Below are 23,739 nucleotides of genomic sequence, written 5' to 3'. Positions count from 1 at the left end.
GCTAAACTGTGATGTGGCCGTAGATCTGCTGCACTTGGAAAACGAGCTGTTCCTCGCTGTGGATGCCTTTTTTCAGTGGCTGTTGAGCCAGACGGCTGCTGCGGACTTGTATGCCGCTGGGCTCTATTCAGGCGGTGAACTCTCATACCTCGTGCCAACTGCCAACACCCGTGCGTTTCTGCGCGAAGCCGGAACGTCGCCGTGGTCACCGCCTGACTGGGAATTCCACCTGTCGAACAGTGTCCTTTTTCAGCAGGTTGAAGAGGTCCTGGGACAAGGCTGGTCGTCAGATTTTTCGGCATATGACATCGACCCGCTGGCAGTTCGTCAGATTGTCCACCGAGTGCTGTGAAACGGCAGAGAGAAGTGGTTGGCGAACTCCGATGTCGTCGTTGGACTGTTCATGGGCGGAGCGGCGCACCCCTGGATAGCTGAGTCGGTACGCGCCATTAATCCCCCAGAGATCGCTGTTCGGTGGGTTGGTGCTCAGCCGTAATCGTCGTGACCGGGTTGCCCTATTGGACTCGGTTACCGTGACCAGGCAACGCGCCCCACTGCCTCCTGAGCCCCGCTAACTCTTCCTCCCCGTCCAGACGGTGTGTTTGCCGCCTTTGCCGTGGCGGGCGCGGGGGTGGTGCACCTGGGGGGTGAATCCGGCGCGGGTCAGGGCGTCGGTGAAGCGGGGGACGTGCTCGACGCTCCACACGGCCAGCACCCCGCCGGGGCGCAGGGCGGCGCGGGCGTTGGCGAGGCCGCGCGGGCCGTACAGCGCGTCGTTCGCGGCGCGGGTCATGCCCTCGGGGCCGTTGTCCACGTCCAGCAGGATCGCGTCGAATCCGGCGGGGTGGGCGCGCATGACCTCGCCCACGTCGGCCACCGTGACGGTCACGCGCGGGTCACGCAGGGGATGCCCGGCCACCTCGCCCAGCGGCCCGTGGTTCCACGTGACGACCTCCGGCACGAGTTCCGCCACCATCACCTGCGCCGCGCCGGGCAGGGTGCGCAGGGCGGCGGCCAGGGTGAAGCCCATGCCCAGCCCGCCGATCAGCACGCGCGGCGCGGCGGCCTCCAGCCCTGCCAGGGCGAGGTCGGCCAGGGCCTCCTCACTGCCGTGCTGGCGGGAGTTCATCAGGTCGTACGGCGTGCCGCGCACGCGGATGCTGAACTCGGTATCCCGCTGCCACAACTGCAGTTCGTCGGGGCTGCCGGGTACGGGCGCGGAGCCGAGGTGAACCCAGGGTTTCAAGAGAGGCTCCGGGGGGCGTGGGGGAGGCGCGGCATCCGGCCAGTCTACCCGAGCGGTTACAGCCCGAGGACGGCGCCCAGCACGGCGGCGCCCACGACGATCAGCGCGGCGTTCACGCGGGTGCGCCACAGCAGCGCGAACGACACGGCGGCGATCAGCGCGCCCGCTGGGCTGTGAATGCTGCCGCGGGCGAGGACCAGCACCCCGGCGAGCAGCACGCCCGCCCCGAAGGGCAGCAGCGCGCTGCGCAGGGAGGGCAGCCAGCGCCAGCGGCTCAGGCGCTGCCACGCGGTCATCGCGGCGGCGCTGAGGAGCGCGGTGGGGCCGTAGAAGCCCAGGGTGGCGGCGAACGCGCCCAGCCAGCCGCCCGCCGCGAAGCCGTAGTGGGTCATGGCCAGCATGTTCGGTCCGGGCATGACCTGCCCCAGCGCGAAGCCGTTCGCGAGGAGCTGCGGCGTGATCCAGTCCTTCTGTTCGACCAGCACGCGTTCGATCTCGGGGAGGTTGGCGCCGCCGAAGCTCACGAGGCCCAGCCGCGCGAATGTGAGCAGGATATCCAGCGGTTCGGCCGTCATTCGCCGCTCCGGGGGCGGTGGAGGATCAGGCCGACGATCATGGTGCCCGCCAGGACGAGCAGCAGGTCGGCGCGCAGCACGGCGAGCAGCAGGAAGGTGATCACCGCGAGGGTGGGGCCGAAGCGGATGCCCGCGGTGACCTTCAGGACCGGCAGGGCGGCGGTCAGCATGACGCCCAGCGCCGCGCAGGCCGCGCCACGCAGCCCGCTCTGTACGGCGGGGGGCAGGCCGCCGGGCAGGCCGAGGGTGAAGACGGTGACGGTCAGCATGGCGATCAGGCCGGGCGTGAGGATGCCCACGACCGCCAGCGCCGCGCCGCCCCCGCCCAGCAGGCGCGCGCCGATCATGGCGGCGAGGTTCACGGCGTTCGGGCCGGGTGTGAGCTGCGCGAGGGTGTAGGCCTCGGCGAATTCGGCGTCGGTCATCCAGCCGCGGGTGGTCAGGGCGCGGCGGGTGTGGGCGGGGAGGCCGCCGCCGATGCCGACCAGCGCGACGCCCACGAACAGCCGCAGCAGCCCGGCGGGCGTGGGCGGCGGGGTGGGGGTGGCGGGCGCGGCGCTGGCGGCCGGGGTGGTGGGCGCGCTCATGCCCCGAGCGTAGCGCTCACACATCTGGAATAGCGCAACTACTCCAGGGACAACACTGAACAGAATGCACGGAACGGACGGATCGAGGACATACGATGGGCGGGTGAACCGGGCAGCGTTCCTGCTGCTCGCTACTCTGCTTGCGGCCCAGTCGAGAGCAGGAACGCCGGGACGCCCTGTCAGGACGCCGCGTCGCTGAATCTGGCGCAGTCGGTGCGGATGCCGTACAACGCGGAACGGTTCGAGGTTCTGCCCGATGGGGGAAAGTCCGAGCGGTTCCGCGTCACGCTGCTGGACCGGGGGGAGATCGTGGAACGGTACGCGTTCACCTGCCTGGAGTCGGCCAGTGGCTCAGTCGAGCTGACCTGGACGCAGCTGCCCTGACCCTACCGGCCCCCACCGGCCACCCGGTCCAGCTGCGCGCGGAACACGCCGGGGTCGGTGGTGGGCAGGTCGCAGGTGTGGTGCAGGCACACGTACCCGCGCCCGTCGCCGGGGCGGTCCTGGAGGACGGGCAGGTCACCGCCCGCCTCCGTGAACGCCAGCGCGGCGAAGGGAAGGAACACGCCCGCCGCGACCGCCTCCAGCGGGGCACGCTCTTCGGGCGTCCCGATGATGGCGACCTCGGTGTGCGGCGCGTGGAGGAACGCGGCGGCCTGCCACAGCCCGCCGAAGCCGCCCGCAGCGGCCAGCATGTCGCCCCGGAAGGCGTTCACGGTGCGCCGCGCCATGCCCTCGGCTTCCTCGTCCGCGAAGTAGCGGTGCATCCACAGCGCCAGCAGCGCCCCTGCCGCGTTCTCGGACAGGACGGCGCTGTCGAAGCCCGGCGCCTGCCGCGCCAGCAGCGGCTCGGCGCGGCCTCCGGACGCCATGAACACGCCCGCCTCCTCGTTCCAGAAGTCGCGGCGCACCACCCCCCACAGCTCGCGCGCGCGGTGCAGGTGCGTCAGGTCGCCACCCGCCTGGAACAGCGCCACGAGCCCCAGGGCGTACAGCGCGTGGTCCTCCATCAGGCCCTCCACGCGCGCCTGCCCGCCGCCCCAGGTGTGGCGCAGCGTGCCGTCCGGCAGGGCGAGGTGCTCCTCGATGAACACCGCGTTCCGGCGCGCGACCTCCAGGTACGCGGGCTCACGCAGGATGCGGGCCGCGTCCGCGAAGGCCGCCAGCGCCAGCCCGTTCCACGAGGTGAGCACCTTGTCGTCCGTGCCCGGCTGCGGCCGCTGCGCGCGGGCCGCGAGGAGGCGGACCTTCAGGGCGTCCAGATGCGCCGCGACCTCGCCTTCCGTCTGCCTGCGCTCCAGTGCCAGATCCGGGACGGGCAGCGCCACGAACGGCACGCTGCGGCGCCCCACCTCGGGCCGGTGCGGGTCGAGAAAATTGCCAGGGTCCGCGATGCCCAGGTGACGGCACAGCAGCTCGCCGTCTGCGTCGCCCAGCACGTCCCGGACCTCGGCGGGAGTCCAGGTGAAGGTCATGCCCTCCACGCCCCCCGTATCCGCGTCCTGCGCGGAGAAGAAGCCGCCGTCCGGGGCGAGCATCTCGCGCCGCAGGTACTCCAGCGTCCCGCGCGCCGCCTGCGCGAACGCCGTGTCCCCACTGATCTGGTAGGCGCGCAGCAGCGTGCGGGTCAGCTGGGCGTTGTCGTACAGCATCTTCTCGAAGTGCGGCACCCGCCACGCCTCGTCCACGCTGTAGCGGTGGAAGCCACCGCCCAGCTGATCGTGCAGCCCGCCCGCCAGCATGCGCCGCAGCGTGTGCAGCGCCATCAGGCGGCCCGTGGGCTGCGTCAGCAGGAAATCCAGCGTCGTCGGGGCCGGGAACTTCGGCGCGCCGCCGAAGCCGCCCAGCGACTCGTCGAACACCCGCCGCAGGTTCCCCACCGCCCGCTCCAGCAGCCCGGCGTCCACCTCGCCCTCGGCGGGGCGCGGACGGCTGGCCTCGCGGACATGCTCGGTCAGCGCCTCGGCGTTCCCCAGCAGCTTGGGCCGCTCCTCGCGCCACGCGCGCTCCACGCTGGCCATCACCCGCGTGAAACTCGGCAGGCCGTGCCCGTCGCGCGGCGGGAAGTACGTCCCGGCGTAGAACGGCTCGCCGTCCGGCGTCAGGAACACCGTCATCGGCCAGCCGCCCTGCCCGGTCAGGGCCTGCGTGGCCGCCATGTACACCGCGTCCACGTCCGGCCGCTCCTCGCGGTCCACCTTCACGTTCACGAAGTGCGTGTTCATGTACCCGGCCGTCGCCTCGTCCTCAAAACTCTCGTGCGCCATCACGTGACACCAGTGGCACGTCGAGTACCCCACCGACAGCAGCACCGGCACGTCCCGCTCGCGCGCCTCCCGGAACGCCTCCTCGCCCCACGGCCACCACGCCACCGGGTTGTCCGCATGCTGACGAAGGTACGGGCTGCTCTCCTGTCCCAGACGGTTCATGGGGCGCAGCGTACCGCCCGCCTGCACCTCCCGGGCGGAACATGAACGCCCGGGATACGTGCCCTCACACCCACGCCGCCCCCACCGCGCCTCACACTGAGGGATATGGCCCAGCCCGATGCTGCCCCCGACCACACCCACCCCACCCCCGGCTTTGAGCGACCGGTCTTCATCCGCGCGGGCTTCCAGCTGACCTTCGACGTGCCCTACCCCACCCCCATGCTGTTCGTCGTGCAGCCCCGCGACCGGCTGGAACCCACCGGCACCCGCCAGCGCATCATCGACCAGCGACCCCTGGGGGCCGCGCAGGGCATCCACACCTACACCGACACGCACGGCAACACCGTCTGGCGCACCGTCGCGCAGCCCGGCACGTTCACCATCGGGCACGACCTGATCGCCCAGACCACCCGCAACCCCGACCCCGCCCACCCGACCCTGCCCAAGACGCCCGTCGAGGGTCTGCCCGACGAGACCATCACGTACCTGCTGCCCAGCCGTTACGTGGACAGCGACCTCGTGAGTGCGGACGCCTGGGAACGCTTCGGGCACATCCAGGGCGGCTGGGCGCAGGTGCAGGCCATCAGCGACTACCTGAACGACACCTGCACCTACGGCTACGGCTCCACCAGCGCCACCACCGCGTTCCAGGCGCTCGGCAGCGGCCGCGCCGTGTGCCGCGACTTCGCGCACATGGGCGTCGCGTTCTGCCGCGCCCTGAACATCCCTGCCCGGTACGTGTGCGGGTACCTGCCTGACATCGACATCACGCCCGACCCGGTGCCCATGGACTTCCACGCGTGGTTCGAGGCGTTCATCGACGGGCAGTGGCGCACCTTCGACGCCCGCCACAACCGCCCCCGCGCCGGACGCCTGATCATCGCGCAGGGCCGCGACGCGTCCGACGTGGCCTTCACGACCTCGTTCGGCAGCGCCCGCCTGACTCACATGAAAGTCTGGGCGGACGAGACCACGCCCGACACCACGCTGGACACGCCCCCCAACCCGCGCATCTTCTGAACCGGTGACCGCCCGGGCGGGGTCGTCCGCCCAGGCGCTTTCCCGTACACTTGGCAGTTATGGACCTGAAGGCTCGACTCAAGACCGCCGTGGAGGCCGCCGCCGCACAGATGGGCGCCCCGCTGGACGCCGCCATCCAGGAGACGCCCGCGAACAAACCCGGCGATTACGGCACGCCCGCCGCGTTCCAGATCGCCAAGGCGCTGGGACAGAACCCCGCGCAGGTCGCGCAGACGCTCGCGCAGACCGTGCAGCTGCCAGGCGGCATCGAGCGTGTGGAGGCCGCCGGGCCGTTCCTGAACTTCTTCGTGGACGTTGGCGGCTTTGTGCGCGGCGTCGTGCAGACGCCCCTGAACCTCCCCGCGCAGGCGGGCAAGGTCGTCATCGAGCACACCAGCGTGAACCCCAACAAGGAACTCCACGTGGGGCACCTGCGCAACGTCGTGCTCGGCGACAGCATGGCGCGCATCTTCCGCGCCGCCGGGTACGAGGTCGAGGTGCAGAACTACATCGACGACACCGGCCGGCAGGCCGCCGAGAGCCTCTTTGCCATGGACCACTACGGCCGCGTGTGGAACGGTGAGCAGAAGTACGACCACTGGCTGGGCGAGGGCTACGTGCGGCTGAACGCCGACCCCGCCAAGGCCGACATGGAAGCGGGCATCCGCGAGGTCATGCACAAGCTCGAAGAGGGGCTGCTGCGCCCCCTGGTCGAGCAGACCGTGAAGGCCCAGCTGGAAACCTGCTTCCGCATCGGTGCGACGTACGACCTGCTCGTGTGGGAGTCCGACGTGGTCGGCAGCGGCTTCCTGAACCGCGCCATGGACATCCTGGAGGGCAGCCGCTACACCTCGCACCCCACGGAAGGGAAGTTCGCGGGCGCGTTCATCATGGACGTCAGCGAGTTCATGCCCGGCCTGGAGGAATCCAACGTGGTGCTGCGCCGCAGCGACGGCACCGCCATGTACGTCGCCAAGGACATCGGCTTCCAGTTCTGGAAGTTCGGCCTGTTCGAGGGGATGACCTTCAAGCCCTTCATGACCGACCCCGCCGGCCACACCATCTGGACCAGCGACCCCACGGGGGACAGCGCCCAGGCCACCCGTTTCGGGCACGCGCACGAGGTTATCAACGTCATCGACTCCCGCCAGAAACACCCCCAGATGCTCGTGCGCAGCAGCCTGGGCGTCGCCGGGGAAACCGAGAAGGAAGCGCGCAGCATCCACCTCAGCTACGAGTTCGTGAACCTGAACGGCCAGACCATCAGCGGCCGCAAGGGCATCACCCTGGCCGTGGACAGCGCGCTGGAACAGGCCGCCGCGCGGGGTTTTGCGGAACTCAGCGCGAAGAACCCCGACCTGGCTGGCCGCGACGACGCGCAGGAGATCGCCCGCCGCATCGGCGTGGGCGCGCTACGGTTCGCCATGCTGCGCAACGAACCCAGCCGCGCCTTCGACTTCGACCTGGAAAAAGCCAGCAGCCTGCAGGGCGACACCGCCCCGTACATCCAGTACGCCGCCGTGCGCGCTGCGAACATCCTGCGCAAAGCCCAGGACGCCGGGCACCCCACGGACGGCACCGGCGCCGCCTGGGACGCCCTGCCCGACGTGGACCTGATCCTCGCCAAGCAGGTCGCCAAACTTCCCGAAGTCGTCGAACAGGCCGTCCGCGCGCACTCCCCGCACGGCGTCGCCCAGTACGCCCTGGACCTCGCCACGTCCTTCAACGCCTGGTACAACGCCAAGGACAAGCAGGGCAAACGTATTACGAACGTCCTTGAAAGCCCCGAAGGCCTGCGCGAAGCGAGGCTGGCACTCGTCGCCCGCGTCCGCACCGCGTTCGAGGACACCCTCGGCCTGATCGGCATCGAGATTCCCCCGGCGATGTAAGCCCAGCGTGGTCCCGTCCTCTCGCTGCTCAGATGGCGGATGGCGGGCCGCGCAGGTTCTGCGCTACACTTCCCCCATGATCCGCTCTGCGCTTACCACCCGGGGACGCCTCGACTGACTGCCTAAGTCCGTTCGAGCGTCCCCGGCTGGCTGCCGGGGCGTTTTTTTTGATAGTCGATGGTTGATAGACCAGCTTCAGCAACCGCCAGAGCCGCCCCTTCCATCACCTGTCAACTTTCACCCATCACCTTCCGAAGGAGTCCAGATGAACAACGAGCACCCCATCAACATTCCCGAGCCGCGCATGGAGCGCTACAACCCGCACGCCATCGAGAAGAAGTGGCAGGAGGCCTGGGAGGCCAGCGGCCTGTACAAGTTCAACGAGGACGCGCCGGGCGAGAAGTTCTACGCGCTGACGATGTTCCCGTACCCCAGTGGGAACCTGCATATCGGGCACTGGTACGCGAACGTCGCGCCGGACGCGCGGGCGCGCTGGCTGCGGATGCGCGGGTACAACGTCCTGTTCCCGATGGGCTTCGACGCGTTCGGCCTGCCCGCCGAGAACGCCGCCATCAAGAACAAGACGAACCCGGCGACGTGGACGTACGCGAACATCGAGCGGATGACCGGGCAGTTCCAGGCGATGGGCACCATGATCGACTGGAGCCGCCAGTTCGCCACCTGCGACCCGGAGTACTACCGCTGGAACCAGTGGTTCTTCATCGAGTTCTACAAGCGCGGCCTGGCGTACAAGAAGGGCGGGCTGGTGAACTGGTGCCCGAAGGACCAGACGGTGCTGGCGAACGAGCAGGTCGTGAACGGCCACTGCGAGCGCTGCGGCACGGCCGTGGAGAAACGCAACCTGAGCCAGTGGTACATGAAGATCACCGACTACGCCGACGAGCTGCTGGACTTCAGTGACACCGACATGCCCGAGAAGGTGCGCCTGATGCAGACGAACTGGATCGGGAAGTCGGTGGGCGCCGAGGTGACCTTCGACACGCCCGCCGGGCCGGAGACGGTGTTCACGACCCGCCCGGACACCCTGATGGGCGCGACGTTCATGGTGCTGGCCCCCGAGCACGCCAAGGTGGCCGACCTGACCACCGACGAGCAGCGCGCGCAGGTCGAGGCGTATGTGGCCGCCGCGGGCCGCAAGACCGACGTGGAACGCCAGCAGGAAGGGGAGAAGACGGGCGTGTTCACCGGCAGCTACGCCACGCACCCCATCACCGGGCATCAGCTGCCTATCTGGGTGGCGGATTACGTGCTGGTCACGTACGGCACCGGGTCGATCATGGCGGTGCCCGCGCACGACGACCGTGACTTCGCGTTCGCGCGCAAGTTCGACCTGGACATCGTGGAGGTCATCCGCGCCGAGGGCGCCGGGCCCATGGCCGCCGATGCCGCCGAGCCCTACACCGGCGAGGGCGTCATCGTGAACAGCGGCGAGTTCGACGGCCTGCCCGGCGGGAAGGCCAGCATCGCCGGGATCGTGGAGCAGCTGGAGACGCGCGGCATTGCGAAGGCGAAGACCACGTACCGCCTGCGCGACTGGCTGTTCGCCCGCCAGCGCTACTGGGGCACCCCGATCCCGTTCGTGCACTGCCCCGAGCACGGCGCGCAGCCCGTCCCCGAGGATCAGCTGCCGGTGCGCCTGCCGGAGAACGTGGAGTTCACCCCGACCGGCCAGAGCCCCCTGAAACTGGACACCGAGTGGCTGAAGACCACCTGCCCCGTCTGCGGCGGCCCCGCCGAGCGCGACACCGACACCATGGACACCTTCGTGGATTCCAGCTGGTACATGTACCGCTACCTGAGCCCCGACTACCACGAGGGGCCCTTCGACCCCGCCAAGGACCCCATGATGCCCGTGGACCTGTACACCGGCGGCATCGAGCACGCGATCCTGCACCTGCTGTACTCGCGCTTCTGGGTGAAGGTCATGCGCGACATGGGCCTGACCAGGCACAGCGAACCCTTCGCAAGGTTGCGCAACCAGGGCATGATCCTGGGTGAGGACGGCGAGAAGATGAGCAAGTCGCGCGGGAACGTCGTCGACCCGGACGACCTGGTGCGCGAGTACGGCGCGGACACCGTGCGCACGTACCTGATGTTCATCGCCCCGTGGGAACTGGGCGGCCCGTGGGACCCGCAGGGCATCAACGGCCCCGCCAAGTGGCTGAGCCGCGTGTGGACCCTGTTCACCGACGACAAGGTCACCGGCCCCGCCGAGACCGTCAGTGAAGCCGACCTGCGCTTCGCGGTGCACTCCACCCTGAAGAAGGTCACCGGAGACTTCGAGCGCCTGAGCTTCAACACGATCATCGCGTCGCTGATGGAACTGACGAACACCCTGGTGAAGGCCAAGCGCGCCCCGGTGTTCGGCACGCCCGCCTGGGACGAGGCGCTGGACATCTTCAACCGCCTGCTGGCCCCGGTCGTGCCGCACATCGCCGAGGAGATCTGGGCCGCGCGCGGCCAGCAGGGCAGCGTGCACACCGCCGCGTGGCCTGAGGTGGACGAGGCCGCGGCCACCCGCGACACCGTCACCATGGGCGTGCAGGTGAGCGGCAAGGTGCGCGGGCAGGTCACCATCAGCAAGGGGGCCACGCAGGACGAGGCGATGGCCGCCGCCAAAGAGAACGCCGACGTGGCCCGCTTCATCGAGGGCAAGCAGATCGTCAAGGAGATCTACGTGCCGGGCCGCATCATCAACATCGTCGTGAAGTAAGCCGGCAGGGGAGCGCCCCGACCGTCACCGTCCCCCGGTTCACGCTGGGGGACGTGCGGCTGAAGGGCGCCGCCCGCTGCCGGGCGGGCCTCCGCCGTCAGTCCCGCAGGTGAATCGCGTTGCGACCCGCGCGCTTGACGCTGTACAGGCGACGGTCGGCGTGGCCCAGCAGGGTGTCGAACTGCGGCTCGGTGGTCTGGGCCAGCCCGATACTCAGCGTGACCTGCAGGCCGGGCGCGATGTCCTCCCAGGGGTGCAGGCGGATCAGCTGTTGCAGGTCATGGCAGCTGCCCTCCAGGTGCTCGACCGGCGCGGCGCGCAGGAGGACGAATTCCTCCCCGCCGTAGCGGGCCGCGATGTCGCCGGGGCGGGTCACGTCCAGGATCATGCGGGCCACGCGCTGCAGCACGAGGTCGCCGGTCTGGTGGCCCCAGGTGTCGTTCACCAGCTTGAAGTGGTCGATGTCGATCAGCGCCGCGCTGAGTGGGGTGTACGGGGTGACCGTCTGCGCGAGGTGATGGCCCTCGCTGAAGAGGTGCTCGCGGTTGGCGAGGCGCGTCAGGTGATCGGTGCGGCTCAGTTCACGGATGCGGGCGTTCAGCGCCCGGAGTTCCTGCAGGTGCGTCTGGAGCTCATGGTTGCGCTGGCGCTCCTCGCGCGCCTGATCCTGCAGCGCCTGGATGCGCGCGAGCACCTCGAACGTCTGGATGTTCTGCCGCCGCTCCGCCACGTGGGTGCGGCGGACGTACGCCAGGGTCTCCTGAAGATGGTGGAGGGCGCCCTCATGGTGGCCCTGGGCGCTGTAGTTCTGACTGAGCCGTTCGTGCAGCTCCGGCAGCAGCACGTGATCGCCCAGCGGTTGCAGGTCGTCCAGCGCGCTGCTGAGCAGTTCGGCCGCCTCGCCGGACGGGGCATGTTCGGCCAGTGCCAGCGCCACGGTGGCCCGGAGCTCCGGGTTGTCGCTGTGGGTGCGCAGGTACTCCAGCCGCTGCCGGGTGCGGCGACGCTCACGCTGCGGCGCCTGGGCCGGCAGCACCACCAGCAGGGTGCTGAGCAGGCTGGCTTCCAGATGGGGGTGCTGATCCAGGTGGGCGTAGTGCAGGGCCCGCTGGACGTGCCGGTAGGCGCCGGGCAGGTCTCCCTCGTCGCGGTCGAACTCCGCCAGGTTGGCGTGGGCGATGGCCACCCCGAACGGCGAGCGCAGCTGCCGGAAGGTGTTCAGCGCCTCGGTGATGTGCGCGCGGGCGCGCTGCGGATCGCTGTGGCGCAGTTCCACGGCGAGGTCGTGCAGGGCGGTGGCGGTCAGCTCCGGGTCCTGGATGTGCCGCGCCAGCGACACCTGTTCCTCGTACAGTTCCACGGCCCGGTCGGGGCGGTTGAGCGTGCTGTGCAGCGCCGCGAGGATGTTCAGGCCCCGGCCTAGCCACACGCTGGGCTCGCCCAGGCGGAGGGTGCTGATGGCCGTGGTGACGTGTTCCGTGGCCTGGGACAGCTGACCGGTCCGCCAGTCGAGGTACGCCAGCACCACCAGCGCCTGGGTGCGCGCTGCCGTGCCGACCTGTGCCTGCGCGGCCGCCCGCGCCTGCCCAGGCGCCGTGTCACGCCTGTCCCAGGCCTGATCCATGCTGAGGAGTTGTGCGGCTGTCGCGTCCGTCATGGCTCACCGAGCACGATACTTCGTTTACCGGCCGCCCGTTGCTGCCCCTGCCGGCGCGTGCCTCAGGGCGTGGCCCAGAAGGCGTTCAGGACCTCGACCACCTCGGCGGTCTTCTCGAACTGCGGGAGGCCGTCGGTGCCCCCGATGCGCACGGCGCGCACGCCGGGCTGCGCCGTGAACTGCGGCAGGCGGTCGAACGACACGAAGGCGTCCTGGTCGTACAGCACCAGGGTGGGAACCTTCAGGCGGCTGTAGAGGTCGCCGTAGGCGTCGGCGGTGAACAGCTGTCCGCTGATGAAATACACCGGGGCGTACTTCGCGCCGGGCTGCCGGGTGGTGTCCAGCGAGTAGTTCACGAGGCCCTGATCCACCACGCCCCGGAAGGAGCGGCTCAGGAAGTACTCGATGCTGATGCGGGTGCGCAGCAGCGCGTACAGCGGGGTGCTGACGGCGTTCAGGCGGTTGTAGAGGGTCTGGCCGCCGTCCTCGTTCGTGGCGCGCTGGGTGCCGCCGCGCGGCTGGCCCAGGCCGCTGGGGCTGATCAGGGCCAGCGTGCGGATGCGCGGCTCCTGCAGGGCGGCGCGCGCGGCGAACTCGCTGCCCAGGCTCAGGGCGACCACGTCCACGTCGCTGCCCACCTCGGCCACCAGGGCCGTCAGGGCGCCCGTCATCAGGGCGGGCGTGTACTTCACGTCCGGGCGGTCGCTGCTGCCGAAGCCCGGCCACTCCAGCGCGTACACCGGGCGCTTCCCGGCGAAGGCGTCCCACAGGGGCTTCATCTCGTAGGCGCTGGCGGCGGCGTTCACGCTGACGGTTAGGATCAGGGGTCTGCCCTCGCCGCGCGGGTCGGCGTAGTACGCGACCCGGCCGAAGCCCGGCAGGGTCAGGAACCGGCGCTCGCCGCTCAGGGCGGGGCGCAGCGTCGTGGTCGCCGCGGGGGTGGCTGCGGTCTGGGCGGGGGCCGCCTGGGTCTGCGCGGCCTGCGCGGCGGCGACGGCGCCCAGGGTCAGGCCGCCCAGCAGCAGGCCGAGGGTCACGGCGCGGCGCACCCGGCCGGGGCGGGGGGTCGCGCGGAGCTTGGTTCGGGAGGGTGTCATGGCTCCATCCTCCCGGCCCCTCCTGAGGGAAACTGTCCGGGAGAACCCAGTGTGCCTTCATGTGCCCTTCGGCTCCGGGCGGCGGGCGGCTGCTCTATGCTGCGCGGCGATGCGTGCCGAACTGCTGTCCCGCGTGCTGTCCCTGCTGCCCGACCCGGCCCACGCCGGGCGGCCCGAACTCGCCGCGTACCACGCGATGCTGCGCGACTACCCCGGGCGCGGCGGCAAGGGCATCCGCAGCGACCTGCTGCTCGCCAGCGCCCGCGCGCACGGCGTGCAGCCCGGCCCCGCCTGGGAGGGCGCGCTGTGGCTCGCGGCGGCGCTGGAACTCTTCCAGAACTGGGTGCTCATCCACGACGACATCGAGGACGACAGCGAGGAACGCCGCGGCCGCCCGGCCCTGCACCGCCTGCACGGCGTCCCCCTGGCGATCAACGCCGGGGACGGCCTGCACGCCTACATGTGGGCGGCTGTGCACCGCGCGGGCGTGCCCGGCGCGATGGAGGCGTTCCTGGAGATGATCCACCGCACCGCCGAGGGCCAGCACCTCGACCTGGGCTGGGTGGAGGCGCGCGAGTGGCATCTGACCGAGGGCGACTACCTGGACATGGTGCGCCTGAAGACCGCGTACTACACGGTCGTCGTGCCGCTGCAACTGGGCGCGCTGGCCGCCGGTGCGGCGCCGCACCCGGACTTCCTGCCGGCCGGGCTGGCGCTGGGCGCGGCCTTCCAGATCCGCGACGACGTGCTGAACCTGAACGGCGACCCTGCGAAGTACGGCAAGGAGATCGGCGGCGACCTGCTGGAGGGCAAACGCACCCTGATCGTGCTGCACTGGCTGGCGCACGCCCCCGCCGGTCAGCGCGAGGCCTTCCTGACGCAGATGCACCGTGACCGCCCCGACAAGGACCCGGCAGTGATCGCGGACATCCACCGCTGGCTGCTGGAGAGCGGCAGCGTCGCCTACGCGCAGGCCTACGCCGACCGTGAGGCGGTCACGGGCCTCGCCGCGCTCGAGGGGACCCTGGCGGGCGCCGCGAACCCGCAGGCCGCGCAGGACCTGCTGGGCGCCATGCGGACCCTCGCCACCCGCGACCACTGACAGCGATTTCCAGATCGGAGGGGGCCGCGGCGCTCCCTCCTTTGCTGTGGGCTCAGCCCCGGGCGAGGTCCAGGGCCTGCGGGGCGAAGCGGGCGAAGGCCCCGTTCAGCGCGCGGATCACGTCGTGGCGGGGCGTGCCGTCGGCGTTCAGATAGAGGCCAGAGTTCACCTCGATCCCGAACGCCGCGCGGCCCGGCGCTGCGTACGCGGCACTGATGGTGTCGGTCTGCCACGGCACGCCCACCTGCACGTCCGGGTAGGGGGTGCCCGCCAGGACAGGCGCGAAGGCGTCGGCGCAGGCGGCGCGCAGGGCCTCCCACGCCCCGCGCGGGAAGGTGGGGGCCTCGTCCGTGCCGGTCATCAGGCACAGGCCCGGGCGGGGCGTGCCGGTGTCGTGGCTCAGGGCCGGGCCGCTGGGGGCCATGCAGTGCCCCACGATCAGCAGCGCCGCCTCCTGCGCCTCCAGGTTCACGAGCGCGTGGAAGGGATCCCAGTAGCGGCGCAGCCGGGTCTCGCGCGCCGCCTCGCTCAGCGTGAACTCCGGCGGGTAGAGGGGCTGACGGTCGAAGGTGCCGCGTTTGATCACGCCGTTCTCGTCCCGGTCGTCCCGCTCACGGTTCAGGTCCACCGCGAAGCGGCTCCAGGCCGCCTGCACGCTGCGCGCGCCCGGCAGGTGGAAGATCAGGTCGGTGTACGGGTCGCCGTCCAGGAACACGCGGCTCAGCAGGGCGTCCCGCGCCTCTGCGTTCAGGAGGTCCGGGCCGAGCATGTCGCTCAGCACCTCGGCGGGCAGCGCGCCGGACGGGTGCGGCGTCACGACCAGCAGTCGGTTCAGTTCAGGCACGACCGGAGGATACGCCCCTCAGCGGGGCCACAGGCGGCCCACCCACCCGGCGGGGTTGGTCCCCTCGCCGCGCACGCGGATCTCCAGGTGCAGGTGCGGCCCGGCGCTCAGGCCGGTGCTGCCCACCTCGCCGACCTTGTCGCCCCGCTTCACCTTCTGTCCGACCCTGGCGGTCACGCGACTCTGGTGGAAGTACAGGCTCACCACGCCTGCCCCGTGGTCGATGACGACCAGCCCGCCGCGCACCGGGTAGCGCCCGGCGATCACGACCGTTCCGTCGTTCACGGCCAGCACCGGCGTGCCGGCCTTCGCGGGGTAATCGGTCCCGAAGTGGTACGCGACCGGGCCGCCCGCCACGTACGTGCGCGGCTGCCCGAACGATGAACTCGTCGGCGCCACGCCCCTGAGCGCGGGCGCGAAGGGTCTGCTCCAGGCCTGCGGGGTGCGGCGCGCGTACGCCTTCTCCACCAGCGCGTCCTCCGCTGCGCGGGCGGGGTCCACGAGGACCTTGCTCACGCTGGGGGGCAGGTTCAGGTGCTGGATGGGATCCTCCAGCCCAAGCACCGGAATGCGCCCCCTCACCAGTTGCCCGTCCAGGCTCACCTCGTACACGACCGGGGTGGTCTTGCCGAGCACCACGCGGCCCACCACCACGAACTGCTCCGCCCCACCGATGGGCCGCAGCACCTCGTTCGGCTGCCGGACGTCCTCGCCCACCTCGCTGGGGAAGCGCACGGTCGCCTGCGCGGCGCGCGGACCGCTGAGGCCCACCAGGAAGGCGTCCCCCATGCGCAGGCTGGTGGGCACCGTGATGTTCACCCCCGCGATCCGCGCCGTGACCGGTGTGGGCGCCAGCTGATCGCCCGGCAGCGGCGCGGGCAGACCCGGCTTCTCGGTCGCGCCCGGCGGCGTCTCGCCCTTTGCGGGCAGCTGCAACGTCTGCCCGACCTCCAGCGCGGTGCCGCTCAGCCGGTTCAGTTTCAGCAGGGCGTCCACGGTCGTCCCGTTCGCCCGCGCGATCGAGTACAGCGTGTCCCCGGCCCGCACCACGTACGGGGCCGCCAGGGCCGGCAGCGCGGTCAGGAGGAGCAGGGCGGCCAGCGTTCGGCGCGTCATGCGCCCCACCCTACGCGCAGGACGTGAGAAACCCGCCCCGGACCCACATCCGGGGCGAGGGCGTCAGTCGAGGTCGAGGGTCAGGGTGACGGGGCCGTCGTTGGTCAGGTCGAGGACCATGTGCGCGCCGAAGACGCCCTCGCCCACCGGGAGGCCCAGGTCTCGCAGCGCGGCGTTGAAGGTGTGGTACAGCGCGCGGGCCTGCTCGGGGGGCGCGGCGGCGGTGAAGCTGGGGCGGTTGCCGCCGCGCGTGTCGGCGTACAGCGTGAACTGGCTGACGCTCAGGATGCCGCCGCCGATGTCCTGCACGCTGCGGTTCATGCGGCCCTGCTCGTCACCGAAGATGCGCAGCTTGGCGATCTTGGCGGCCAGGGCGCGGGCGGTGGCGTCGGTGTCGCCGGGCGCGACGCCCAGCAGGACGAGCAGGCCGGGGCCGGTCTGCCCGGTCAGTGCACCGTCGACGGTGCAGGTGGCGCGGGTGACGCGCTGGAGGGTGGCGCGCACGTCAGTTCGCGTCTGTGGTGTCGGCGCTGGGGCTGGGCGCGGCGAGGCGTTCACGGACGCTGGCGATGGCGTCCGTGAGCAGGTCGGCCTCGGTGAAGTCCAGGTTGCCGCGCGTCTTCTCGGCGAGCATGGTCAGGAGTTTCAGGCTGCGCTCGGCGGTCTGGCGGGCGCGGCGTTCCTCGAGCAGACCGTCGCGGGCGGCGCTCGCGGTGGCGGCGTTCAGGTCGCCTAGGGCGGCCTCGGCGGTCGCCTGGAGGGAGTTCACGAGTCCGACGAATTCGGGGTTCGGCATGGCTGGAAGTGTAGCGGCTGACAGGGGCGTGGCTGAACGCGCCGCGCCGCCCTGCCGGTGGTCGGGGGCGGCGCGGGCGTGGGGCGGGTCAGCTCAGGCGGGGGCGTTTGCTGCGCGCCTCGCGGCGGGTCTTGGGGTCCAGCCCGACGAGCAGGAAGAAGTTCTCCAGCGCGTTCTCCTGGCCCTTGATGTCCGGGTATTCGTGTTCGGGGGTGCCGGTCACGAAGGGCAGGGTGCGGTACAGCTCCAGGGCGTGGGTGATGACCTCGTCGGGGCCGTGGTCGTCGGCGAACGCGCCGAGGCGGGTGTAGACCTCGCGGCGGCACTCGGCGTGTTTCAGGAACGCGTCGGGGTGCGGGGTTTCACCTGCGCGCAGCATGTCCTGCCGGGCGATGCGGCGGTAGTGCTTGAGTCCGGTCTGGATCTGCTCGGTCGAGAGGATTTCCTTCATGCCGTCCTCCAGGGTACCCCGCGCGCCGCTGGTCGGGCGAGGTGCGGGGCGTTGCGTCGAGTATAGGCAGTGGCCGCGCCCCTGCACACGGGGCGCCCCAGGTGTGGGCGGGGCAGGGCTGGAGGCTCACCCTGCTCCTGGGCCGCATGAGCCTATGCGCATACTCATGTGCATGATGTGTAAGAAACGTCGGGTCAGTGAGGGGAGTCGGTGTGGTCTGGCGTCATTCCTTTGGCCGACGGCAACGGTGCATGACGGCCAGACATGATGAACATGAGGACGTGCTGTTTTCGGCATATACCCCAGAAAACGTACAAGACGGCGTTCCGGTCGGTTCTGGCGCCATGAGAGGATTCCTGAGAAATGTGACCGACGACCGCTGGACCTGACTCATAAATCAGATTCGGGGACGCATAGAGGCCGTATAGGCGCATACCAAGCCTGGGAAAGCAGATGAATTAAGGACGAATAAATAAAGGTAGGTTAAACTCTGCCTGTCGATGAAAGCCACACGCACCCTCCTGACCCTCCTGGCCCTGACCAGTAGCGCCACCGCCGCCACCTACACCGTCAAACCCGGTGACACGCTGTACTCCATCGCCAAGAGCACCGGTGTGGACGCCGCCAAGCTCATGCAGCTGAACAAGCTCGGCAGCAGCACCATCCAGGTCGGTCAGAAGCTCAGCACGGGTGGCGCCAGCCCCGCCCCGGCCGCCGCGCGCCCCCAGGCCGCCCCCGCACAGGCCGGTCGCAGCAGCGTCACCATCCGCGCCGCCGCCACCCGCTTCCTGGGCGCCCGGTACGTGCTCGGCGCGACCGGCGGCGGCGCCCTGGACTGCAGCGGCTACACCCTGAACGTGTTCCGCCAGCTGGGCATCAACCTGCCCCGCACCGCCGCCGCCCAGTGGCGCGCGGGCAGCGCCGTCAGCCGCCGCGACCTGCGCGCCGGCGACCTGGTGTTCTTCAACACCATGGGCCGCACCGCCAGCCACGTCGGCATCTACATGGGCGACGGCATGATGGCCAACGCCAACAGCTACTACGGCAAGACCATGATCGAACCGCTGTTCGGCAACCCCTACTGGGCCAGCCGCTACGACGGCGCCCGCCGCGTCCTGAACTGAAGCCGGACCCACAACGCAGCGCTTTCATCGACCCCCCCGCCCCTCCCAGGGCGGGGGCGCTGCATTGGGCCCCCGCCCTGGCCCGTCAGCGGGGCGCAGGCCAGCCCGAGCTCAGCGTTCGCCGGGGGAACTGAGCGTCACGAACGTCCCCTCACCCTGGTGGGCGGCCGTGTACAGCACGGTTTCTCCGGCGCGGGTCAGCACCGCCTCGACCTGGATCCCGTCGTCGGGCAGGGCGTGGGCCACCACGAACCCCTGCGCCGTGAGCAGCTCACGCACCTGCTGCGGCGCCCATCCAGGCAGCGTGAACTGCTCCACGCGCGTCTGGCCGCTGCGCACCTCGCGCCGCACGCCCCGGGACGCCGGGCAGGAGGGCGTGACGCCTGGCGGTAGCGGCGCGACCCCCCACACCCGCGCGGGATCGGCGAAGCAGTACAGCTCGCCGCGCCAGCGCGATTCGCCCTGCCACCAGACCACCCCCCCGGCGGCGGCACACAGGGCGAGAACGGCAGCGACAGCAGGAGCACGCATGGGCCGCAGGCTACCGCGCCGCGCACCTGGGTTCCTCTCCTGACCACCGAACCGGTGCCCCGGCGCACGGCACTGGATCGGCCGACCGCACCTGCGGGAACCGCCGCGCCCCCCGGGCGGTACTGTGCAGGGACATGGAACCTCCGACCGTCTGGACCCGCCTCCGCGCGGCCCTGAGTGGCGAACAGAACGCCGAGACCCTCTACGCCTACCAGCGCGCCGGCGGCGCGGTGCACGAGCTGCTGGACGCCGCCGAACGCCGCCGCTTCGATCTGGCCGCCAGCGGCACGAGTCCGTTCGGGATGCCCGCCCAGGTCGGCACGGAACTCGCGTGCATCTGGAACGCCTTCGCGCTGCAGACCCTGGGTGACCGCATGCTGAGCGCCGACGAGACCGCCGACCCGGCCACCGCCGGTTTCGTGCCGCCCGTGACCTTCAATCAGGTGCAGGCGTACTACCAGGACGTGCAGCGCTGGCTGGCGCACGCCACGCGCGCCGCGCACGACCCGCACTTCCAGCCGGACAGCCCGCTGCCCGCACCGCTGCCGGACTGGTCGCCGGTGGAACCCTGCCCGCGCCCCCACCTGGACGCCATGATCGCCGCCCTGGGAGCCATGCGCCTGCACGCCGGATCGGTCATAAACGCCCTGGAAAAGGCCACCCCTGAGGCCGACCGCGGCCAGCTGGCCGGGGTGCGCGGCCTGTTCGCCGAGGCCGTCAGCCGCGCCGAGTACGCCGAGCGGATGTACACGCCGGGCGCCAGCCAGGCGCTGCACGAGCAGGTCGAGGAACACGCCAAGCGGGCCGTGGAGGCGCTGTACCACGCCGGACAGGTGCTCAGCTACCCGGCGCTGCACACCCGGCAGGCCCCCCGCCAGCGGCCGTCACCCGGTGGCGCGGGGGGCCGCGCCGTCCACGTGGCCCTGCCCGGCGAGCCCGGCTTCGACCCCTGGGTGATGACCGACCCGGTGGCCGCCCCGAGCCTGCGCGCCGATCCCCGCGCGCGGGAGGTCATCACGGAGATGTGGGCGCTCGACCCCGACCCGCGCCAGAGCGTGGCGCTGTGGCAGGACATCCAGGCGGCCATGGCGCGCGGCGACGTGACCTACGGCCGCAACGGGGGCCGCCTGATCGGCCATTACTTCTGCACGCCCTGGGCCGCGATCTACGAGGCGGCGCGGCCCGTGATAATCGGGGACACGCCCGTCACCCGGGGCAAGCGCTTCACGATCGAGTGCGCCGCCGAGGGCGTCCGGATCGGCTACCCCTTCAAGCGGGAGGTCGTGGTCGGGGACTTCAAACCCAGCCGCCTGGACTACTGCGACCCGGACGCGCCGCCCCCCCACGACGACTGACCGGGGGCCCGCAGGGCCCGGTGGGGGCGAAGGTGTGCGAGTCTGTGGGGGTGACGCGCAGGCCCAAGCAGAAGATCCGATTCAAGAACGACCGACCGGCCTCCGAGCGCCCGGCCGCCGCGACCGGTAGCCGCCCGGAGGCGCGGCCCCCCGTGAACTACTTTGAGGTGCGCCCCGCCAACCTCCCGCCCCGCCTGGATTCCCTGAAGGCCCTCACCAAGAGCGGCGTGCGCGGCTACCCCGACGTGGACGCCGCGCAGGCCCTGCTGGCGGGCGTGATGCGCAGGGACCGCGTGCGCGGCGAGGTGCTGGACCTGAGCGCCATGGGCGGCCTGCTGGGCAGCCTGCCGGGCGTGACCCTGCGCGCCGTGGAGGGCAGCGCCGCCGCCCTGAGCGCCCTGAAGGCGGCCGGGCTGGACGCCCACGCCGCCGCGCCCGGCGACCCGCTCCAGGACCGCTGGCCGGACCGCGCCCGGACCGTGGCGCTGGTGCTGGCCGGTGACCGGGGGAACGCCTACGCCGCCGCGCAGGTCGCGTGGGCGCACGCCAGCACGCCCCCGGGCGGCACGCTGTACATCGCCGGCGACCGCGACAAGGGCTTCGACCGTTACGTGCGGCTCGCCGGGAACGCCTTCGGTGCCGGCGAGGTCGTGGCCCGCGACGGCGGGATGCGCGTGGCGAAACTCATCCGCCGTCCCGGACCCACCCCGCCCCTGCCCGACCCCGAGGGCTTCGAGGCCTTTGGCGTGACGGTCGTCGGCCTGCCCGGCGTGTTCAGCGCCGCGAAACCCGACAAGGCCACCTCGCTGATGCTGGGCGCCCTGGAACGCCTCGACCCGGACGGCAGCGCGCTGAACGGGAAGGACGTGCTGGACCTGGGCTGCGGCACGGGCCTGATCGGCGCGTGGGCCGCGCGGCGCGGCGCGACCGTCACGCTCGTGGACGGCGACCTGCCCAGTGTCCGCAGCGCGCAGGCCACCCTGGCGGCCAGCGGTCTGAGCGGCGTGGCGATCCACTCGGACGTGGACGCCGCCCTGGACGCCGAGGCGACCTTCGACGTGATCCTCACCAACCCGCCCTTCCACATGGGACGCGGCGTGGTGCTGGACGTGGCCCGTGAATTCATCGCCGCCGCCGGGCGTCGCCTGCGCCCGGGCGGGACGCTGCACCTCGTCGCCAACGACTTCCTGCCCTACGAGGCCGACCTGCGCGCCCTGGGCGAGGTGCGCGAGACCCTGCGCGAGGCCGGCTTCAAGGTGCTGACCGTCACCCGCCCCTGATCCCCCAGCCGGGGGTGGGAACCGGCCGGCCCCGGACCTCGTATGTGATCTGCTAGCCCGGCGTTCCGCAACCGGCCCCTTCCCACGTCACGATGCGGTGCAAGGCGCGTTTGCTAGACTGACGCGTTCAGGTGCCCGGCGCACGGTCCGCCGCCCGGACACCCCCACCCCCACAAACCCGCCCCGACCCCACCCCAGGAGGCCGCATGGCAGATTCCACGACCGTCCGCACCCGCAAGAAAGTCGACGCCGAAAGCGGCGAACCCAAAGCCGCCGCGCGCGCCCGCGCCCGCGTGGCCCCCGGCACCACCCCCAAACCCGTCACGACCGCCACCAGCCCCCTCCCGGCCAAGCCCGCGCCGGCCAAGAAGGTCGCGCCGAAAGTCGAGGCGGCCCCCGCCGTCCAGGCGACACCAGCCGAACCCGCGCCCAGTGTCGCGGCGCCGGTGGTCGCCACGGAAACCGTCGAGTCGCCCGTCAAGAAGCCGGCCGCAAAGAAGGCGGCGCCCAAGGACGACGCCGACAAGCCGGCCAAGAAGCCCGCCGCGAAGAAAACTGCGGCGAAGGCCGAACCGGCCGACAAGCCCGCCAAGGCCGCCAAGCCCACCGCGCGCGCCGCGAAACCTGCCGCCAAACCGGCGGCCGGCCCCGTCAAGGGCGGCCAGCCCGAGAAGCCCTACTACGCGCACGCCAGTATTCAGGAACTCCTGAAGGCCGGGCGCGCCGCCGGGGTGCTCTCCAGCGAGGACATCGCCACCGCGCTCGCCAGCGCGCTCGAAGCCAACGGTCTTGACCCCGAGAGCCCCGACGCCTTCGAGGACATGCAGCTGTACCTCGCCGGGCAGAACATCGAGGTGCAGGACCTCGACGAAGAGGACGAGGCCGACGAGGAAGAAGCTGCCGAGGACGGCCCAGCCGCCGCGCAGGACGACGACGAGGAGAAATACTTCGACGACATGCCCCGCGCCGTGTCCAACGACCCGGTGCGCCAGTACCTGCACGAGATCGGCCGCGTGCCCCTGCTGACCCTCGAAGAGGAGATCGCGCTCGCCCGGCGCATCGAGGAAGGCGAGGAAGCCCGCAAGGTGCTCGAGGAGGACCTCGAACTCGAGGACCGCGCCCGCCGCCGCCTGATGCGCCAGACCGAGGACGGCGCCGCCGCCCGCCAGGGCCTGATCGAGGCCAACCTCCGCCTCGTGGTCAGCATCGCCAAGAAGTACACCGGACGCGGCCTGGGCTTCCTGGACCTGATCCAGGAAGGAAACCAGGGCCTGATCCGCGCGGTCGAGAAGTTCGAGTACCGCCGCCGCTACAAGTTCTCCACGTACGCCACGTGGTGGATCCGGCAGGCCATCAACCGCGCCATTGCCGACCAGGCCCGCACCATCCGCATCCCGGTGCACATGGTCGAGACGATCAACAAACTGACCCGCACCGCCCGCCAGCTTCAGCAGGAACTGTCGCGCGAGGCCACCTACGAGGAGATCGCCGAGGCCATGGGCCCCGGCTGGGACGCCACGAAGGTGGAGGAAGTGCAGAAGGTCAGCCAGGAACCCGTCTCGCTCGAGACGCCCATCGGTGACGAGAAGGACTCCTTCTACGGCGACTTCATCCCCGACGAGAACCTCGACAGCCCCGTCGAGAATGCCGCCAAGACCCTCCTGAGCGAGGAACTGGAAAAGGCCCTCTCGAAACTCACCGAGCGTGAAGCGATGGTCCTGAAGTTCCGCAAGGGCCTCGTGGACGGCCGCGAGCACACCCTGGAGGAGGTCGGGCAGCGCTTCAGCGTGACCCGCGAACGCATCCGCCAGATCGAGAACAAGGCGCTGCGCAAACTCAAGTACCACGAGAGCCGCACCCGCAAGCTCCGCGACTTCCTCGACTGAATTCCGCCCCAGCGCCGCCC

The 23,739-nt window shown here is 71.0% G+C and carries 22 protein-coding genes; 10 read left to right on the top strand and 12 right to left on the bottom strand.

Features of this window, described 5'->3' with window-relative positions; genetic code table 11:
* Window positions 1-13 precede the first annotated feature (13 nt).
* Window positions 14-352, top strand: coding sequence for a hypothetical protein (locus AUC44_RS16520; RefSeq protein ID WP_157445280.1), 339 nt, complete (start codon window positions 14-16; stop codon window positions 350-352).
* A gap of 219 nt (window positions 353-571) precedes the next feature.
* Here the strand turns inward: AUC44_RS16520 and AUC44_RS09845 are convergent, their stop codons facing one another.
* From AUC44_RS09845 to AUC44_RS09835, 3 genes are read right to left on the bottom strand one after another with little or no spacing between them, the layout of a single operon-like run.
* Window positions 572-1,246 carry a spermidine synthase gene (locus tag AUC44_RS09845; RefSeq protein WP_062158466.1) on the bottom strand — a complete coding sequence of 225 codons (675 nt, stop codon included), beginning with the start codon at window positions 1,244-1,246 and terminating at the stop codon, window positions 572-574.
* A 56-nt stretch (window positions 1,247-1,302) separates the two neighbouring features.
* Complete coding sequence (locus AUC44_RS09840) at window positions 1,303-1,821, bottom strand: chromate transporter (RefSeq protein WP_062158465.1); 519 nt, start codon at window positions 1,819-1,821, stop codon at window positions 1,303-1,305.
* Window positions 1,818-2,408 carry a chromate transporter gene (locus AUC44_RS09835; RefSeq protein ID WP_062158464.1) on the bottom strand — a complete coding sequence of 197 codons (591 nt, stop codon included), beginning with the start codon at window positions 2,406-2,408 and terminating at the stop codon, window positions 1,818-1,820. The genes AUC44_RS09840 and AUC44_RS09835 overlap by 4 nt, the downstream gene beginning before the upstream one ends.
* A gap of 219 nt (window positions 2,409-2,627) precedes the next feature.
* Between AUC44_RS09835 and AUC44_RS16515 the strand changes: the two genes are divergently transcribed.
* Window positions 2,628-2,792, top strand: coding sequence for a hypothetical protein (locus AUC44_RS16515; RefSeq protein WP_157445278.1), 165 nt, complete (start codon window positions 2,628-2,630; stop codon window positions 2,790-2,792).
* A 2-nt stretch (window positions 2,793-2,794) separates the two neighbouring features.
* Here the strand turns inward: AUC44_RS16515 and AUC44_RS09830 are convergent, their stop codons facing one another.
* Window positions 2,795-4,837 carry a thioredoxin domain-containing protein gene (locus AUC44_RS09830; protein ID WP_062158463.1) on the bottom strand — a complete coding sequence of 681 codons (2,043 nt, stop codon included), beginning with the start codon at window positions 4,835-4,837 and terminating at the stop codon, window positions 2,795-2,797.
* Window positions 4,838-4,942: 105 nt separating this feature from the next.
* Between AUC44_RS09830 and AUC44_RS09825 the strand changes: the two genes are divergently transcribed.
* The 3 genes from AUC44_RS09825 to leuS all read left to right on the top strand — a co-directional run bounded on the left by AUC44_RS09825 (window position 4,943) and on the right by leuS (window position 10,480).
* Window positions 4,943-5,857, top strand: a complete 915-nt coding sequence (locus tag AUC44_RS09825; RefSeq protein WP_062158462.1) for a transglutaminase-like domain-containing protein — start codon at window positions 4,943-4,945, stop codon at window positions 5,855-5,857.
* 59 nt (window positions 5,858-5,916) lie between these two features.
* The gene (locus AUC44_RS09820) at window positions 5,917-7,746 is read left to right on the top strand and encodes an arginine--tRNA ligase (RefSeq protein ID WP_062158461.1); all 1,830 of its coding nucleotides are present in this window, start codon (window positions 5,917-5,919) and stop codon (window positions 7,744-7,746) included.
* A 265-nt stretch (window positions 7,747-8,011) separates the two neighbouring features.
* On the top strand, window positions 8,012-10,480 hold the full coding sequence (gene leuS, locus AUC44_RS09815) for a leucine--tRNA ligase (RefSeq protein ID WP_062158460.1): 2,469 nt from the start codon (window positions 8,012-8,014) through the stop codon (window positions 10,478-10,480).
* Between the two features lie 97 nt (window positions 10,481-10,577).
* On the opposite strand, the gene AUC44_RS09810 is transcribed toward leuS, so the two are convergent.
* Window positions 10,578-12,137 (bottom strand): tetratricopeptide repeat-containing diguanylate cyclase, encoded by a 1,560-nt coding sequence (locus AUC44_RS09810; RefSeq protein ID WP_062158459.1) that lies wholly within the window; start codon window positions 12,135-12,137, stop codon window positions 10,578-10,580.
* 62 nt (window positions 12,138-12,199) lie between these two features.
* Window positions 12,200-13,234 (bottom strand): alpha/beta fold hydrolase, encoded by a 1,035-nt coding sequence (locus AUC44_RS09805; RefSeq protein ID WP_082689020.1) that lies wholly within the window; start codon window positions 13,232-13,234, stop codon window positions 12,200-12,202.
* Between the two features lie 109 nt (window positions 13,235-13,343).
* Between AUC44_RS09805 and AUC44_RS09800 the strand changes: the two genes are divergently transcribed.
* Window positions 13,344-14,336: a polyprenyl synthetase family protein gene (locus tag AUC44_RS09800; protein ID WP_062158458.1), complete on the top strand. Its 993-nt coding sequence runs from the start codon at window positions 13,344-13,346 to the stop codon at window positions 14,334-14,336.
* Between the two features lie 52 nt (window positions 14,337-14,388).
* Here the strand turns inward: AUC44_RS09800 and AUC44_RS09795 are convergent, their stop codons facing one another.
* The 5 genes from AUC44_RS09795 to AUC44_RS09775 all read right to left on the bottom strand — a co-directional run bounded on the left by AUC44_RS09795 (window position 14,389) and on the right by AUC44_RS09775 (window position 17,543).
* Window positions 14,389-15,180: an N-formylglutamate amidohydrolase gene (locus tag AUC44_RS09795; protein ID WP_062158457.1), complete on the bottom strand. Its 792-nt coding sequence runs from the start codon at window positions 15,178-15,180 to the stop codon at window positions 14,389-14,391.
* A gap of 18 nt (window positions 15,181-15,198) precedes the next feature.
* Complete coding sequence (locus AUC44_RS09790; protein ID WP_062158456.1) at window positions 15,199-16,296, bottom strand: LysM peptidoglycan-binding domain-containing M23 family metallopeptidase; 1,098 nt, start codon at window positions 16,294-16,296, stop codon at window positions 15,199-15,201.
* Window positions 16,297-16,359: 63 nt separating this feature from the next.
* Window positions 16,360-16,800, bottom strand: coding sequence for a D-aminoacyl-tRNA deacylase (dtd, locus tag AUC44_RS09785; protein ID WP_062158455.1), 441 nt, complete (start codon window positions 16,798-16,800; stop codon window positions 16,360-16,362).
* Window position 16,801: 1 nt separating this feature from the next.
* Complete coding sequence (locus tag AUC44_RS09780) at window positions 16,802-17,092, bottom strand: DUF1844 domain-containing protein (protein WP_062158454.1); 291 nt, start codon at window positions 17,090-17,092, stop codon at window positions 16,802-16,804.
* A gap of 88 nt (window positions 17,093-17,180) precedes the next feature.
* Window positions 17,181-17,543 (bottom strand): hypothetical protein, encoded by a 363-nt coding sequence (locus tag AUC44_RS09775; RefSeq protein ID WP_062158453.1) that lies wholly within the window; start codon window positions 17,541-17,543, stop codon window positions 17,181-17,183.
* A gap of 500 nt (window positions 17,544-18,043) precedes the next feature.
* On the opposite strand from AUC44_RS09775, the gene AUC44_RS09770 reads away from it, so the two are divergent.
* Window positions 18,044-18,667: a C40 family peptidase gene (locus AUC44_RS09770; protein ID WP_062158452.1), complete on the top strand. Its 624-nt coding sequence runs from the start codon at window positions 18,044-18,046 to the stop codon at window positions 18,665-18,667.
* Window positions 18,668-18,778: 111 nt separating this feature from the next.
* On the opposite strand, the gene AUC44_RS09765 is transcribed toward AUC44_RS09770, so the two are convergent.
* Window positions 18,779-19,198, bottom strand: coding sequence for a hypothetical protein (locus AUC44_RS09765; RefSeq protein ID WP_157445276.1), 420 nt, complete (start codon window positions 19,196-19,198; stop codon window positions 18,779-18,781).
* A gap of 134 nt (window positions 19,199-19,332) precedes the next feature.
* On the opposite strand from AUC44_RS09765, the gene AUC44_RS09760 reads away from it, so the two are divergent.
* The 3 genes from AUC44_RS09760 (at window position 19,333) to rpoD (ending at window position 23,719) form a co-directional block, all read left to right on the top strand.
* Window positions 19,333-20,553 carry a hypothetical protein gene (locus AUC44_RS09760; RefSeq protein ID WP_062158450.1) on the top strand — a complete coding sequence of 407 codons (1,221 nt, stop codon included), beginning with the start codon at window positions 19,333-19,335 and terminating at the stop codon, window positions 20,551-20,553.
* 50 nt (window positions 20,554-20,603) lie between these two features.
* Window positions 20,604-21,833 carry a class I SAM-dependent methyltransferase gene (locus AUC44_RS09755; RefSeq protein ID WP_062158449.1) on the top strand — a complete coding sequence of 410 codons (1,230 nt, stop codon included), beginning with the start codon at window positions 20,604-20,606 and terminating at the stop codon, window positions 21,831-21,833.
* Between the two features lie 206 nt (window positions 21,834-22,039).
* Window positions 22,040-23,719, top strand: coding sequence for an RNA polymerase sigma factor RpoD (gene rpoD, locus AUC44_RS09750; RefSeq protein WP_062158448.1), 1,680 nt, complete (start codon window positions 22,040-22,042; stop codon window positions 23,717-23,719).
* The last annotated feature ends 20 nt before the right edge of the window (window positions 23,720-23,739 follow it).

It is taken from the genome of Deinococcus actinosclerus (genome assembly GCF_001507665.1).
Lineage (GTDB): Bacteria > Deinococcota > Deinococci > Deinococcales > Deinococcaceae > Deinococcus > Deinococcus actinosclerus.
Note: the sequence above shows the minus strand (reverse complement) of the source record. Positions and strands in the feature narration are given on the sequence as shown.

Excerpts from the sequence above, each read along its gene's own strand:
- AUC44_RS09840 (WP_062158465.1), bottom strand. The coding sequence starts at position 1,821 with ATGACGGCCGAACCGCTGGATATCCTGCTCACATTCGCGCGGCTGGGC.
- AUC44_RS09835 (WP_062158464.1), bottom strand. The coding sequence starts at position 2,408 with ATGAGCGCGCCCACCACCCCGGCCGCCAGCGCCGCGCCCGCCACCCCC.
- AUC44_RS16515 (WP_157445278.1), top strand. The coding sequence starts at position 2,628 with ATGCCGTACAACGCGGAACGGTTCGAGGTTCTGCCCGATGGGGGAAAG.
- AUC44_RS09830 (WP_062158463.1), bottom strand. The coding sequence starts at position 4,837 with ATGAACCGTCTGGGACAGGAGAGCAGCCCGTACCTTCGTCAGCATGCG.
- AUC44_RS09825 (WP_062158462.1), top strand. The coding sequence starts at position 4,943 with ATGGCCCAGCCCGATGCTGCCCCCGACCACACCCACCCCACCCCCGGC.
- AUC44_RS09820 (WP_062158461.1), top strand. The coding sequence starts at position 5,917 with ATGGACCTGAAGGCTCGACTCAAGACCGCCGTGGAGGCCGCCGCCGCA.
- leuS (WP_062158460.1), top strand. The coding sequence starts at position 8,012 with ATGAACAACGAGCACCCCATCAACATTCCCGAGCCGCGCATGGAGCGC.
- AUC44_RS09810 (WP_062158459.1), bottom strand. The coding sequence starts at position 12,137 with ATGACGGACGCGACAGCCGCACAACTCCTCAGCATGGATCAGGCCTGG.
- AUC44_RS09805 (WP_082689020.1), bottom strand. The coding sequence starts at position 13,234 with ATGACACCCTCCCGAACCAAGCTCCGCGCGACCCCCCGCCCCGGCCGG.
- AUC44_RS09800 (WP_062158458.1), top strand. The coding sequence starts at position 13,344 with ATGCGTGCCGAACTGCTGTCCCGCGTGCTGTCCCTGCTGCCCGACCCG.
- AUC44_RS09790 (WP_062158456.1), bottom strand. The coding sequence starts at position 16,296 with ATGACGCGCCGAACGCTGGCCGCCCTGCTCCTCCTGACCGCGCTGCCG.
- AUC44_RS09780 (WP_062158454.1), bottom strand. The coding sequence starts at position 17,092 with ATGCCGAACCCCGAATTCGTCGGACTCGTGAACTCCCTCCAGGCGACC.
- AUC44_RS09775 (WP_062158453.1), bottom strand. The coding sequence starts at position 17,543 with ATGAAGGAAATCCTCTCGACCGAGCAGATCCAGACCGGACTCAAGCAC.
- AUC44_RS09770 (WP_062158452.1), top strand. The coding sequence starts at position 18,044 with ATGAAAGCCACACGCACCCTCCTGACCCTCCTGGCCCTGACCAGTAGC.
- AUC44_RS09765 (WP_157445276.1), bottom strand. The coding sequence starts at position 19,198 with ATGCGTGCTCCTGCTGTCGCTGCCGTTCTCGCCCTGTGTGCCGCCGCC.
- AUC44_RS09760 (WP_062158450.1), top strand. The coding sequence starts at position 19,333 with ATGGAACCTCCGACCGTCTGGACCCGCCTCCGCGCGGCCCTGAGTGGC.
- rpoD (WP_062158448.1), top strand. The coding sequence starts at position 22,040 with ATGGCAGATTCCACGACCGTCCGCACCCGCAAGAAAGTCGACGCCGAA.